Source organism: Maridesulfovibrio zosterae DSM 11974 (assembly GCF_000425265.1).
Lineage (GTDB): Bacteria > Desulfobacterota > Desulfovibrionia > Desulfovibrionales > Desulfovibrionaceae > Maridesulfovibrio > Maridesulfovibrio zosterae.
In genome coordinates, this window is record NZ_AUDC01000012.1 from 333,935 (window position 1) to 347,073 (window position 13,139).

Here is a 13,139-nt window from a genome sequence, read left to right on the forward strand (position 1 = left end):
CTGAAAGGCTTTTTATTTTAATACAAACCCTATGATGGGTTTTAAAGAAGTAGAGGAATGACCAAAAGTGGATATCCTCATCCAGAACCTGCTTAACGCGCTGCAATGGGGTAGCTTTTACGCTCTCATTGCACTCGGTTACACACTTGTTTACGGAGTACTGCTCCTGATCAACTTCGCTCATGGCGATATTTTTATGGTCGGGGCATACATCGCTTTTTTTGTTGCGACTTTTCTCCTTGGACTTTTTGACTTTGCACCCTGGATGGTGCTTGCTCTGACTGTTCCGCTCACCATGATACTAACAGCCGGAGTCGGGGTAACACTTGAAAGAATTGCCTACCGTCCTCTTAGACGAAAAGGAGCCCATAGACTCTACGTTGTTATTACTGCTCTTATGTGCGGTCTGATTCTTGAAAACGGAAACCTTGCCCTGCTGGGAGCAAGCCGTAAAAAATTTCCCGAACTACTAGATAAAGTAATCTACACATGGGGCAATGTTTCAGTTACCAACCTGAAAATTATTGTTATTTTTGCAGCTATCGCGGTTTTCCTACTTCTTGAGTTCATTGTCACCCGTACTAGAATAGGTATGGCAATGCGTGGGATTTCATATGACAAATTCGCCATTCCGCTCATGGGCATTCCCATTGACAGCGTAATTGTTTTCACCTTTGTACTCGGTTCAGGTATGGCCGGACTTGCAGGCCTACTTTTCGCCATGTCTTATCCGGTTCTTGAACCTTACATGGGGGCACTCATCGGGTGGAAAGCATTTATTGCAGCGGTAGTCGGTGGTATAGGTGATATTCGCGGCGCTTTTCTGGGCGGTTTTCTGCTCGGCTTCATCGAAGTCGGCGTTGTTGCAGTATTCCCATCCACATACAGAGACCTTTTCGCATTTTCAATTCTGCTGATGATTCTCTGGATTAAGCCGACGGGAATATTCGGTGTTGCCAAGACAACAAAGATTTAAGGTATCGGAATCAACATAATGCAAAAGTACAGTTTCAACATTGGAATTTGGGCCATGGCAGGTATTGTCATAGCTATGTCCCAGTTCGGAGCTTTAGACTTATATATTCAGTCGGTGATTATGTTCATCGGTATCAATATCATATTGTCTGCCAGCCTGAACGTGGTTAATGGCTACATGGGTGAATTCTCCTGCGGTCATGCAGGGTTCATGTGCGTCGGAGCTTACGTTTCATCAGTGCTCAGCGTGCTCTTCTTCGCTCAAGATAAAATATTCGGAGCACCACTTCTGCCCCCGGAACTGGCACCGCTGGGATTTCCTATTATTGTTATTTTCTCAGGACTGGTTGCGGCTGTAACAGGCCTCATTGTAGCCATACCCTCATTTAAAACTAGGGGTGACTACCTTGCCATTATCACAATTGCAGCCAACTACATGGTAATATCTGCAATTGAGAACATGGATATGGTAGGCGGTCCAAGAGGCTTTATGGGAATGAAGCGTGTGGTTAATGCCATGACCGACGTAGCTGATATTCCCTGGATGATGATCTGGGTTGTACTCGGAACATTTATGAGTATCTGGATGATCCGTCGCTTTGTCTCCTCAACATACGGTAAAGGCATTATGTCTATTTGTCAGGATGAGGTTGCAGCAGAAATCATGAGCGTTAATACTAACAAAATGAAAATGGCAGCATTCATGCTTTCATCCGGACTTGCAGGAGTAGCAGGCGCTCTTTTTGCTCATGTTCTGGGATATGTTAATCCGCAGTCATTCAACATAATGAAATCCACTGAATGTCTTGTTATGGTTTACCTTGGCGGAATGGGATCACTCGGAGGTTCTATCCTCTCAGCTATTTTCTTTACCGTTATGCTCGAACTGCTCAGATTTATTATCCCTGCAATCGACACAGGACTGCATCTGGCGAACATCCTCCCGGCGACTTACCACCTGAGTCAGGTATGGAAATGGGTACTTATCCCGCTGACCCTGATTTTGCTGATGCAATTCAGGCCCGAAGGAATCATGGGTAACAAAGAATTGCCCGACCTGTTCCCGCGGCTGAAAAAATTCTACAAATTCAAGTAGATTAAATCCGCGAGATAAGGAGAAAAAATGTCACTACTACATATAGACAAACTCACGCAAAGATTCGGAGGGCTGCAAGCCGTATCCGATTTTAATATCGAGCTTGAAGAAGGATCTCTTACCGGACTTATCGGCCCTAACGGAGCAGGTAAAACGACCATCTTCAACCTCATTTCAGGCTTTTATCAGCCTTCTGAGGGGGCCATTACTTTAAACGGTACTCCCACAAAAGGGCTCAAACCGCATCAGGTTACAGCACTAGGAGTTGCGCGAACTTTCCAGAACATCCGTCTCTGGCATGATATGACCGTTATGGATAATATCCGAATCGCGCAGCATTACCGTATGGGATATGGTTTTTTTGACGCCATCATGCGTTCTAAAAACTACTACCTTAGGGAAAAAGAAATCGAGCGTATTTCAACAGAGCTCCTCGAATTCATGGACCTCAAGCAATATGCAGAAGAACTGCCCACAAACCTGCCTTACGGTTTGCAGCGGCGCGTTGAAATAGCTCGCGCGATGTCCATTCAACCCCACCTGCTGCTTCTTGATGAGCCTGCAGCCGGGCTTAACTCAGCAGATGTTGAAGGACTCATTAAACTGATTAAGTGGATTCACGATGAATTTGACATCACAATTCTGATGATTGAACACCAGATGAAGGTTGTCATGAGTCTATGTTCGTGGATTAAATGCATTGATTTCGGTGCAACAATTGCCGAAGGAACACCTGAAGATATTCAGTCCAGTGAGACTGTTATCAAAGCTTACTTGGGAGATGATTCAATTTGAATACCTTACTTGAAGTCAAAGATCTCCGTGTTAAATATGGTAATATCGAGGCGCTTCACGGCATCTCGTTTCACGTTAACGAAGGTGAAATTGTTACCCTCATCGGTGCAAACGGTGCAGGAAAAACCACTACGTTATTATCAATAAGCAGACTACCACCGCCGGAAGCACCGAAAGTTATCGAAGGTGATATTACCTGGAAAGGTAATTCCATTCTCGACATGGCTCCGCACAAGGTCATTTCCGACCTTCATCTTGCGCTAGTACCTGAAGGACGCCATATTTTCGGCAACCTTACTGTGGAAGAAAACCTTAAAATTGCAACTTATGCCCGTAAGGACTCTGTTAATGACATTAACGGCGACTATGAGCGGGTTTTCACCCTTTTTCCACGCCTTGCTGAACGCAAAAAACAGCGCAGTGAATCCCTGTCCGGCGGCGAGCAGCAGATGCTGGCAGTAGGACGTGCAATCATGTCCAAGTGTAATTTCATTATGCTTGATGAGCCTTCTATGGGACTTGCCCCACTGCTTATGTATGACATGTTCCGCACCCTTAAACAGCTGAACAAGGAAGGTCTATCCATCTTGCTGATTGAGCAGAATGCAAATCTTGCTCTTAAGTTCGCACACCGCGGTTACGTGCTCGATACAGGGGAGATTGTTGCAAAAGGCACCTCCGCTGAACTATTGGAGAATCCAGAAGTGAAAAAGGCTTACCTTGGTGGATAAGCATTTATTTTATTAGATGAAGCGCACTTAACTTATTACTTTAAAATATAAAAAAGGTGGATTTGGTAAAAACCGAATCCACCTTTTCTGTACTTTAATTTTTCATATGGCCGGAGTGCTATCACACGTTGTCTTTGCTTTCTAAATGAAGATGTCTGCCTCTGCCGACCCGCACAAATTCTCCTGGAGGGCCTAAGCGAATATCATATACAATAGCTGCCCCGCGCAGCATTAGAGTGGTGATAAACCCGGACGCCATTGCAAATTCTGGCAGTATAAGCATTTTTAAAAAACATATATTTACCAGAGCTCCGGCTAACGCTGCTACGGCATAAAGTTCACCGCAAAGAATCATCGGTCGGGTGTCAGTAAGGACATCTCGAATAACCCCTCCTCCAGTTGCAGTCATCACGCCCATGAACACGGCAATAGGCCATGGTACCAGAGATTGAAAAGCAACAGTACTTCCGGTTATTGTAAAAGCACTCAGGCCAAGAGCATCAAACCATGCCGTGGCCTTATACCGGTCATTTATTTTAAATCTCCAAAAATACGTTAATAGAGCTGCCACAATGCATAAGTAAAGCTCCACGGGCTGACGTGTCCACCATACAGGGCGATCAAGCAATACATCTCGCAATGACCCTCCTCCAAGCCCGGTAATACTACCAACCAGAACATACCCTACAATATCCATACGCTGCTTTCCGGCAACAAGCGCTCCACTCACTGCAAAAACTATATCACCAAAATACATAAAAGCATGTATTGCGTTTTGCACAACTTCACCGTTAACTACAAACAATATACTTACCTCTCTCTGATTAGTTTATTTATTTTCACAAAGATTTTTTTATTAATTATTTAAAAAAGCACCCACTAAATTCTCATATTAACAAAGTAAAGAGTATTTTTTACTATTACCTAAAAAAAGGTTTATTATTTTATAAACAGCTTTAATTTTTAAACAATAATCATGCTTGCCTGTCCATGTATGAACTGTTAATTAGTTTTCCTTTTTCAAAATTAATTTTACTATATCGAGTTAAAATATGACATCATCACGACAATCTACAGCGTACCTGACTGTTACCTGTAAAGATCAACCCGGAATTGTAGCAGCAGTTTCAGGTTTCCTATTTTCTAAAAAAGCCAACATCATTCATTCTGATCAGCACTCAAGTGACCCTGTAGGAGGGCGCTTTTTTCTTAGGATGAAATTTCATCTAAACGGCATTGAAGAAACAATTGATGATTTTAAGCAAGAATTTGCTAATACGGTTGCAGCAAAATTTGTAATGGACTGGTCGCTTAATCCAGCGTGGATCAGAAAAAGAACTGCTATACTGGTTTCAAAATTCGATCATGCACTGATGGATTTATTATGGAGAGCAAAACGGGATGAACTCTTCACAGATATCACAATGGTTATCAGCAACCATCCAGACCTACGTGAAGCAGTAGAATCATTTGGCGTAAAATTTCACCACGTTCCTGTAGATAAAAATAAAAAAGAAGAATCAGAAGAGAAAATCATTAATCTAATGGGCAATGATACGGATCTTGTTATTCTTGCTCGGTATATGCAGATTCTTACCCCCAAACTCATTAACGCATATCCCAATAAAATTATTAATATCCACCACTCTTTTCTGCCGGCTTTTGTTGGAGCAGATCCATACCGCAGAGCAGGAGAAAGAGGCGTAAAACTTATCGGTGCTACTGCCCATTATGTTACCGAAGAGCTGGATCAAGGTCCAATTATCGAACAGGATGTTATCCGTGTATCTCATCGCCATGATATTGAGGAACTCAAGATTTTAGGCCGTGATATTGAACGCCAGGTTCTCAGCCGCGCTGTTAAGTGGCATCTTACTGAACGCGTCCTTGTTGACGGCAACAAAACAGTAGTATTTGTTTAAAAAATATTCTTAATCATTATAGAGAATACTAAAAAACTCTCTCTGCAAATTTGCAGAGAGAGTTTTTTAATTTTGTATAAATTATGGCAACTATCGACTTTCCGCTTGCAGCTTTTGGGCCATTTGCTCATCAGTCTGCTCTCCAATGCCAAAACGCATAAGCAACTCATTTAGTTTACCACGGATATCCTTTGTGGCTTTAGACACAGCCTGCAAACTGATAAAAACAAGAAATTCAACCTTAAAGTCACCCTTTTCAAATAATTTAAGGATTGCTGTAGCTAACTCTTTCTCTAAAGACATGAGCTGAACTTCTTTTATCAACTCTTTTCCTGTATTATGCTTAAAAATCAACCAATCTTTATTATTTGAATCTTTAGTCCAAAACCGTGCCATTCTGATACGTGTCAGACCTATTTTATTAAGCTCTTTCACGACACTTATTGGAGCACGCCGACGTTTTAGAACACGTAATAAAAGTTTACTTTCTTCGCCGCGCATCTTTTCCTTAAGCAGGTTAGAAAATTTAACCTCAGTCAAATAGAAAAACAGCTTATCTAGCGAATCTACCCCGAACTGCCTGATATATATTGAAAGAATCTTCTCGTCACGTGGAGTATAGTTTTTAAGTCCAAGCATAAAATCTCTGACTACAATATCAAGAGTTAAGCTGACTCCTATAGCACATGCACCGATCTGATCCTGTAAGAACTGAAGTTTTCTTGCTAGTTCCGCCTCATTTTCGGCAGCATCAGTCTCGTAAGAAGTCTCACGCATGACCTCCATAACTTTATTATATTCATCGCAGAATATACTGGTAGCGGGATCAATACAGACAATACGGGCTATCCGCTCAATATTCTCATTTGTCATGCCTTCGCTGCGAATAAAAACTCCACCGTCCAGAATTGTTTTGTTTATAAGCTTCAGAGTGGCTTCTGATTCTTCATCAGCGCCGACTTGCTCAAAAGAAGTCTGAATTCTGGTTTTATCAATAGCTGGAAGATCTGATGAAAAGCTCCCCGTTACCTCGTCGAATGGAAATCTTAAAATCAGATAACTTTTATCTCTGGTCAACGTGTATGCATCGTTTGAAATAATATCGCTCAGTGAAGATTTAACCTCACTTGTAATAAACTGTTCAATTAATGCCTGCCAGAAATTACGATCCAGCTCGTACTGCTCCAAAAGAGAATTATATTTTTTAAGAGCAGGCTCTCCGAAATGACGTAGTGCCACCTCTTCAAAATTATCTGAGATCAGACAAGAAGCATATACAACACCCTGTACAGTCTTGATAAGCAGAGTTTCTGAATTTATAATCCGGGACATGATGTTATCCTTCATGTCCTGATCTTTGCCATCCTTTAACTTGCTATATCGGCCAAGCATTAAAATAAATTCACCAAGAATCTTTTTAATAAACTCATGAGCAGGAAGGTCATTAGCTCTATGGCATAATAAAGCTATAATCCCGCTCTGCTGTTTTTCAAGCAGAGGAAACTCATTAATTCTGCTATTATTATACTTGATAAATTCCAGAAACACTTCACGCTCTAGTACTTCGCGCAAAGTGTTGCGTTCTTTAAGCCTGGCAAGAATACTCAGGTAAAAATCTATACGGTTTCCTTTATCAGGAACCTGTGCGTTTTCATTCAACGCTTCACTCATGAAGACTCCATCAGTAATTTCAAATAATTTACTTGAAAATGTCTCAATTCAATCACAATAGTCAAGAAGTTTACCGTTTCTGAACATTCAATCATACAAAGATAAAGAAATAATGTCACCCTGATTAAAAAAGCGATAGCATTAAAGATAGCTTTCCGAACTAAAACAAATTCTATAGCAAGGATACATAGTTAACGGAAATATAGTAAATAAGTACCCACTACACAATGGTATTCTTTTTGCTATTGAAACACATACATACTATTTTATTGGCGCAAAGTTTATAACAGAATTTTTATCAAATAAAAACAAATAGAATATTTACGGACATCTAAACAATGATCACATGCAATAAATGCGGAAAGAAGAATAATGATGCAGCCAAAACATGCCTCGGCTGTGGTCACAAACTCCAATCGGGAAAAACACGAGATCAGAACATATCCACCTCTGGTGGAAGTGAGGATCTTTTTCGCATCTCTCTGGAAAGAACAAGCATGTATGCCAAACACGGCGAAGCGTGGGTTTACGCTATTTTTCTACTAGGGGCTGTCATTTTTTTTACATACAATAAAATATACTGGCCCTTATACGCTATAACTCCTCTGGTTGCTATTCTTGCATGGTTTCGGAAGATTTAACTGTTTTGTTTTGAGATTCATGCAGCTTCTCTAATGCCTCTTTCTGATCTTCCTTCAATAAATCAGGGATAGGTCTTTCCCAAAATTCTGCTTCCTTATCGGCTTTCAACTCTTTCTCAGATTTAGGGAAACAACAGCGGATAACATGCTTGTTTGTACACGAGGCAGGAAAATATTCTATCACTCCACATTCTTTATCATCAATGTAATATGGTACACTACGCCGAAATAATTTATTTTTAGACATTATCTGAATTTCACCCTGCCCAATCTTACAATAAAAATCAGTATATTTTGCACCATAAAAACTATTAAAAATATAGATATCGGCACGCTGTTTACCTATATAACTATAATCTAATGGTGTTTTACACTGAGTACGGGCAAGAGCATTAAGGGCCAGACACATAAACCGCTCCTCTTCCATACTTCTGGCATACGCAGAGGTAGCAAATGTACAGACAAAAACCAAAACAATAAAAGTTAATCTTCGCATAAAACCCCGCTATAGAATCATTGATCAAAGATATTTTGTCATTTTTAATGATCATAGAGGTTACTCCAGCACCGAGTTACAGGCAAGTGTAGTGATCCCATTTTAATTCAGTATCATATGACAAAAAACTTCCCTAACTAATCTTTGTCATGATAGCTAGAGTATCCGTTTATCGCAACACTGCGTCCTTTCATCCATTTTTTCCCTTGTATAAAACTCATTCAAATTCACAAAAATAATTTTATTTTCTAAACTTTATTTAGAAAAAGTTCTGTTTTTACGATCTATTTCAACGTTATGAACTTGTGGAAAACTTTTTAAGAATCACAATATATTCCTATAACTACTTATATCTATATTTTTCAGACATGTTAGAACAAATTTACACCTAACACCCTGTACAAAACATATATGCTAAGTTAATATCAACTCCGTAATCGCTTCAGGCCTTGTCGTATCTGGTCTGCCCAAAGCATGATGGCACTGCCACATTTCCCAATTTAAAAAACTGATCGAAAATCAAAATATAAGTATGACTGACAAAACTTCTGGATGGAACCACCTTCGCGGTTTAGAGCCGCTGAGCCTCTGCGACTGGCCGGGTAAAACCAGCTGTGTATTCTTTCTTGGTGGATGCAATTTGAATTGCCCCACCTGCCATAACTTCGATATGGCGTGGAACATGGAGAGACTTTCGGTTTTATCCAGAAATGACATGATAATTTTCCTGAGGAATAGAGCACATTGGCTTGACGGGGTCACTATCACAGGTGGAGAGCCAACAACAGTGCCGGGCCTTGGAGAAATTCTTTACGAAATAAAGCAAGTTTCAAAACTGCCAATTAAAATGGACAGTAACGGAATGTTGCCTGAAGTTCTTGAAGACATTCTCCAGCAGGAATTGGTGAACGTATTCGCCATTGACGTTAAAGGACCGTACAAAAAATACCCTGCTCTCACAGGGCAGGCTGTCACTGCTGAAACAGCGCAAATAAACCTCGAAAAGGTCTTTGCCCTGGCTGAAGCTAACCCCAAGGCCTTCTACTTTCGACTGACTAAAGTTCCTATCTTGACAGACGAAGATGTAGAAATTGCCAGAAGCTACCTTCCGGATGGATTTGATCTGACTATTCAGAAATACATTCCTCCAAGGAGAAATCATGCCCACTCAGATAATGAAGCGAGACGGCCGGTTGGAGACATGGTCGACTGAACGAATTTCACAGGCTATTTTCAAAGCACTTAATGCAAGTGGAATCAAAGACCCCCTTATGGCTAGACGAATGGCCAGACAAGTTGAAAAAAAGCTCGAAGGTATTTCCATCCCTGAACAGGAACATGTTCAAAATATGGTTGAAGAAGTCCTTATGGATTCACGCCTGCACAGCGTAGCCAAAAAATTTATTCTATACCGTGACAGCCGACGCAGACTAAGAAACCACAAAGACACTTATCTGGATATCAAGGAAACTATTGATGATTACCTTGAGAAAAGTGACTGGCGTGTTGCTGAAAATGCCAACATGACTCATTCTTTTCAAGGACTGATGCTTCATCTGTCCGGCACGGTTCAGGCTCGCTACGCACTTGAAAAATACCCTGAAGAAATACGTCAGTCCCATGAGCACGGCTATTTTCATGTTCATGATCTTTCCTACGGACTTGCAGGATACTGCGCAGGGTGGTCACTGCGTGATTTACTCCTTGAAGGTTTTAACTTAGATGGTCGTTCGTGTGCCGGACCTGCCAGACATTTTGATGCTGCACTTGGACAGATGGTAAACTTTCTAGGCACACTTCAAAATGAATGGGCAGGGGCTCAGGCTTTCAATAATGTTGATACATATCTTGCCCCGTTTATACGCCATGACGGACTTACCTATGACGAAGTCCGTCAAGCTATGCAAAAATTTGTGTTCAACCTGAATACCACATCCAGATGGGGAGGTCAGAGTCCATTCACCAACCTTTCATTTGATCTGGTTCCCCCCAAACACATAGCTAAAGAGGCTATTATTATCGGCGGAGAACTTCAGGATTCCACTTATGGTGATTATCTTGAAGAAATGGAAATGATTAACCGCTCCTTCTTGGATGTCATGCTTAAAGGTGACTATCAGAACAGAATCTTTTCATTCCCAATTCCAACCTATAATGTGACCGAAGAATTTCCATGGGACTCTCAAATCGGGCATACCCTGCTTGAACTTACTGCCAAGTACGGAGTCCCTTACTTTCAAAACTTTATAAGTTCTGACTTAAATCCTGAAGACGTCCGATCAATGTGCTGCCGTCTGCAAATGGATCTTCGTGAACTGCGCAAAAAAGTCGGTGGGCTTTTCGGAGCTGGAGATCTTACCGGATCAATAGGAGTTGTTACACTTAATCTCCCTAAACTTGCTTACCTTGCGCAAGGAGAGGAAGATTTCCTTGATCTCATCGAAGAGTATGCAGAACAGGCTAAAGACTCTCTTGAATTCAAGCGTAAACTAATTCAAACGAATCTTGATAACGGAATGTTTCCATGGTCACGCCGTTATCTTAAAAATGGCTATAAAGGCCATTTCTCTACAATCGGTATACTTGGCGGACATGAAGCATGTCTGAATCTTCTTGGTAAAGGGATTGAAACACCATCAGGTGTCAGACTTATGACCAGAGTCCTTAATCACCTTAGAGACCTGACTTCCCGTTTTCAAGAAGAAACAGGAAACCTGTATAATCTTGAAGCTACGCCAGCTGAAGGAACCAGTTACCGGCTAGCCAAAATTGATAAATCCTTATACGCTGATATCAAAACCTCAGGCAATGAAACACCTTATTATACAAACTCAACCACTCTGCCGGTCGGCGTATCTAATGATGTACTGCTTGCACTTTCGCATCAGAATAAACTGCAGCCTTTATATACGGGAGGATCGGTTTTCCATACCTTCCTGGGTGAGTCCATATCAGACCTTGATGCCCTTAAAAGCTTTATAATCAAAGCGTTTAAGAACACTAAGATCCCCTACCTTTCGATTACTCCGACCTTTTCCATCTGCAAAGAGCATGGGTATATCCATGGTGAGCACCATGCTTGTCCTGACTGCGGTTCTGAGTCTGAAGTTTATACAAGAATTGTTGGCTACTATAGGCCAGTAAAGCAGTGGAATGCAGGCAAAAAAGAGGAATACAGAGATAGGCAGGAATATATTACTTTCTGCAACTAAAATTTTATTAAAAATCTTTTTTAAAGGGTCTTATATAAGACCCTTTTTTTATTATTTATTTCATCCTTATACTCTTTAAACCGACAACAAAGTCACGATTGTTGATGATTGCCATCATTTTCGTTGCCATTAAAAATACAATACATTAAACTTATAAATGATAGTTAACTTTTTTGTTGTATAACTTTCAAAAGTTAGCAACTATGAGCCACATTGGAATTCGGAAGAAATGGAGAATATATGCGTATTTTGGTTGTTGATGATGAACTAATGGTCAGGGAAAATCTTGTAGACTACCTTGAAGATGAAGGACTTGATGTTATTTCAGTTGGAAGTGCTGAAGAAGCCCTAAAATTAATGCAAACAGAAAAAGCTGATATTGCTATAGTAGATATGCGACTTCCTGTTATGCATGGGAATGATCTCATCATACATATGAAAAAAATACACCCGGATATGGACTTCATTATTCATACAGGATCAGTTGACTATGCTGTCCCACCGGATGTACGGGCATATGGAATTTCTTCAGACAATGTACTTTTAAAACCTGTTGCAGATATGGATTTGTTTATTCAAAAGATCAGAACTCTTTTTGGAAATAAATACGACATATAAATTTAAAATAATGATTATGAAAGACCTTTCCTGTCTCATATAGCAGTAAAGGTCTTTTTGCCTTTTAAGACAACTTTCGACTTTGATATTTGGGGCTTAGATATACCACCATTTTTTTTATAAAGAATAACCACACCATGATGCTCAGCTATAAATCTATCTGTGTGACCAGCAAGTGTTTCCGTTGCTCCAAGCATTAGATAACCATGCTCCGGCAATATTTTGTGGATACGGTGAACAATATCAAGCTTTGTGCTGTCATCAAAATAAATCAAAACATTTCTACACATTATAAAATCAAATTGCCCAAACACATTAAATGAATTCAGCAGGTTAAACTTCTTAAATTCAACCATTGATTTGATTTCAGGTTTAATGAACCAGCCATTCTTGTCTTCAGTAAAATATTTTGAATAATTGCCGGGCAATCCGCGTGAAACTTCAAGGTTAGTGAAAACCCCTTCTTTAGCCTTACCTAAAACTCTACTAGAAATATCCGTAGCAAGAATACTGAAATCAGATGGAGCCAGCTCTACTTTTGGAGAGGAGTTGCAAAATTCATGAATCAGCATTGCCAATGAATATGGCTCCTGCCCAGTTGATGAAGCAGCACACCAGATACGTATTTTGCGATGCTTTTTTTTAGAATTAACAAGAGCAGGCAGGACCTTACTCTTTATAGAGTTGAAGGGATGGTTATCTCTGAAAAAACTAGTTTCGTTGGTGCTGATTGCCGAAACAACTTCATCTTTGAATTTCGCATCATTTGAGACGAGAATATTATAAAAATCCCCCCATGACCGGCACTTCCGTTCTGAAAATAATTGTGAAAAACGATGCTCAATCAGATATTCCTTACCATCAGGAATTATCAGACCGCAAAGGCTGTATATCTGCTTGCGTAAGAGATCAAATTCTTTTTTCTCAATCTTCATTCTTCCCCCATCAAAAGAATTCCCTGCGAACTATATAATCAAATTGT

Annotated in this window: 13 protein-coding genes; 9 read left to right on the forward strand and 4 right to left on the reverse strand. The window is 40.4% G+C overall.

Annotated features, from left to right (window positions below; genetic code table 11):
* The first annotated feature begins 67 nt into the window (after window positions 1–67).
* From H589_RS0108440 to H589_RS0108455, 4 genes are read left to right on the forward strand one after another with little or no spacing between them, the layout of a single operon-like run.
* Window positions 68–976: a branched-chain amino acid ABC transporter permease gene (locus H589_RS0108440; protein WP_027721622.1), complete on the forward strand. Its 909-nt coding sequence runs from the start codon at window positions 68–70 to the stop codon at window positions 974–976.
* Between the two features lie 18 nt (window positions 977–994).
* Complete coding sequence (locus H589_RS0108445) at window positions 995–2,071, forward strand: branched-chain amino acid ABC transporter permease (protein ID WP_027721623.1); 1,077 nt, start codon at window positions 995–997, stop codon at window positions 2,069–2,071.
* 27 nt (window positions 2,072–2,098) lie between these two features.
* The gene (locus H589_RS0108450) at window positions 2,099–2,866 is read left to right on the forward strand and encodes an ABC transporter ATP-binding protein (protein ID WP_027721624.1); all 768 of its coding nucleotides are present in this window, start codon (window positions 2,099–2,101) and stop codon (window positions 2,864–2,866) included.
* The gene (locus H589_RS0108455; RefSeq protein WP_027721625.1) at window positions 2,863–3,597 is read left to right on the forward strand and encodes an ABC transporter ATP-binding protein; all 735 of its coding nucleotides are present in this window, start codon (window positions 2,863–2,865) and stop codon (window positions 3,595–3,597) included. Before H589_RS0108450 ends, H589_RS0108455 begins: the two co-directional genes overlap by 4 nt.
* A 121-nt stretch (window positions 3,598–3,718) precedes the next feature.
* Here H589_RS0108455 and H589_RS0108460 read toward each other — a convergent pair whose 3' ends face one another.
* Window positions 3,719–4,402, reverse strand: a complete 684-nt coding sequence (locus H589_RS0108460; RefSeq protein WP_027721626.1) for a trimeric intracellular cation channel family protein — start codon at window positions 4,400–4,402, stop codon at window positions 3,719–3,721.
* A 247-nt stretch (window positions 4,403–4,649) separates the two neighbouring features.
* On the opposite strand from H589_RS0108460, the gene purU reads away from it, so the two are divergent.
* Entirely contained in the window at window positions 4,650–5,519 is an 870-nt protein-coding gene (gene purU, locus H589_RS0108465) for a formyltetrahydrofolate deformylase (protein WP_027721627.1), read from the forward strand.
* A 90-nt stretch (window positions 5,520–5,609) separates the two neighbouring features.
* On the opposite strand, the gene H589_RS0108470 is transcribed toward purU, so the two are convergent.
* Window positions 5,610–7,190: a hypothetical protein gene (locus tag H589_RS0108470; RefSeq protein WP_027721628.1), complete on the reverse strand. Its 1,581-nt coding sequence runs from the start codon at window positions 7,188–7,190 to the stop codon at window positions 5,610–5,612.
* A 338-nt stretch (window positions 7,191–7,528) separates the two neighbouring features.
* Here H589_RS0108470 and H589_RS0108475 point away from each other — a divergent pair, with 338 nt between their 5' ends.
* Entirely contained in the window at window positions 7,529–7,831 is a 303-nt protein-coding gene (locus H589_RS0108475; RefSeq protein WP_027721629.1) for a zinc ribbon domain-containing protein, read from the forward strand.
* On the opposite strand, the gene H589_RS0108480 is transcribed toward H589_RS0108475, so the two are convergent.
* Entirely contained in the window at window positions 7,803–8,327 is a 525-nt protein-coding gene (locus tag H589_RS0108480; RefSeq protein WP_245577078.1) for a hypothetical protein, read from the reverse strand. The genes H589_RS0108475 and H589_RS0108480 overlap by 29 nt on opposite strands.
* A gap of 532 nt (window positions 8,328–8,859) precedes the next feature.
* Here H589_RS0108480 and H589_RS0108485 point away from each other — a divergent pair.
* The 3 genes from H589_RS0108485 (at window position 8,860) to H589_RS0108495 (ending at window position 12,157) form a co-directional block, all read left to right on the forward strand.
* Entirely contained in the window at window positions 8,860–9,540 is a 681-nt protein-coding gene (locus H589_RS0108485; RefSeq protein WP_027721631.1) for an anaerobic ribonucleoside-triphosphate reductase activating protein, read from the forward strand.
* Entirely contained in the window at window positions 9,488–11,539 is a 2,052-nt protein-coding gene (locus tag H589_RS0108490) for a ribonucleoside triphosphate reductase (protein WP_027721632.1), read from the forward strand. Before H589_RS0108485 ends, H589_RS0108490 begins: the two co-directional genes overlap by 53 nt.
* Window positions 11,540–11,779: 240 nt before the next feature.
* Window positions 11,780–12,157: a response regulator gene (locus H589_RS0108495; RefSeq protein WP_027721633.1), complete on the forward strand. Its 378-nt coding sequence runs from the start codon at window positions 11,780–11,782 to the stop codon at window positions 12,155–12,157.
* 35 nt (window positions 12,158–12,192) lie between these two features.
* On the opposite strand, the gene H589_RS19415 is transcribed toward H589_RS0108495, so the two are convergent.
* Window positions 12,193–13,092, reverse strand: coding sequence for a CheR family methyltransferase (locus H589_RS19415; protein WP_084146922.1), 900 nt, complete (start codon window positions 13,090–13,092; stop codon window positions 12,193–12,195).
* Window positions 13,093–13,139: the final 47 nt, after the last annotated feature.

Coding starts and splice junctions, on each gene's coding strand:
- H589_RS0108445 (WP_027721623.1), top strand. CDS start 995: ATGCAAAAGTACAGTTTCAACATTGGAATTTGGGCCATGGCAGGTATT.
- H589_RS0108450 (WP_027721624.1), top strand. CDS start 2,099: ATGTCACTACTACATATAGACAAACTCACGCAAAGATTCGGAGGGCTG.
- purU (WP_027721627.1), top strand. CDS start 4,650: ATGACATCATCACGACAATCTACAGCGTACCTGACTGTTACCTGTAAA.
- H589_RS0108470 (WP_027721628.1), bottom strand. CDS start 7,190: ATGAGTGAAGCGTTGAATGAAAACGCACAGGTTCCTGATAAAGGAAAC.
- H589_RS0108475 (WP_027721629.1), top strand. CDS start 7,529: ATGATCACATGCAATAAATGCGGAAAGAAGAATAATGATGCAGCCAAA.
- H589_RS0108480 (WP_245577078.1), bottom strand. CDS start 8,327: ATGCGAAGATTAACTTTTATTGTTTTGGTTTTTGTCTGTACATTTGCT.
- H589_RS0108485 (WP_027721631.1), top strand. CDS start 8,860: ATGACTGACAAAACTTCTGGATGGAACCACCTTCGCGGTTTAGAGCCG.
- H589_RS0108490 (WP_027721632.1), top strand. CDS start 9,488: ATGCCCACTCAGATAATGAAGCGAGACGGCCGGTTGGAGACATGGTCG.
- H589_RS0108495 (WP_027721633.1), top strand. CDS start 11,780: ATGCGTATTTTGGTTGTTGATGATGAACTAATGGTCAGGGAAAATCTT.
- H589_RS19415 (WP_084146922.1), bottom strand. CDS start 13,092: ATGAAGATTGAGAAAAAAGAATTTGATCTCTTACGCAAGCAGATATAC.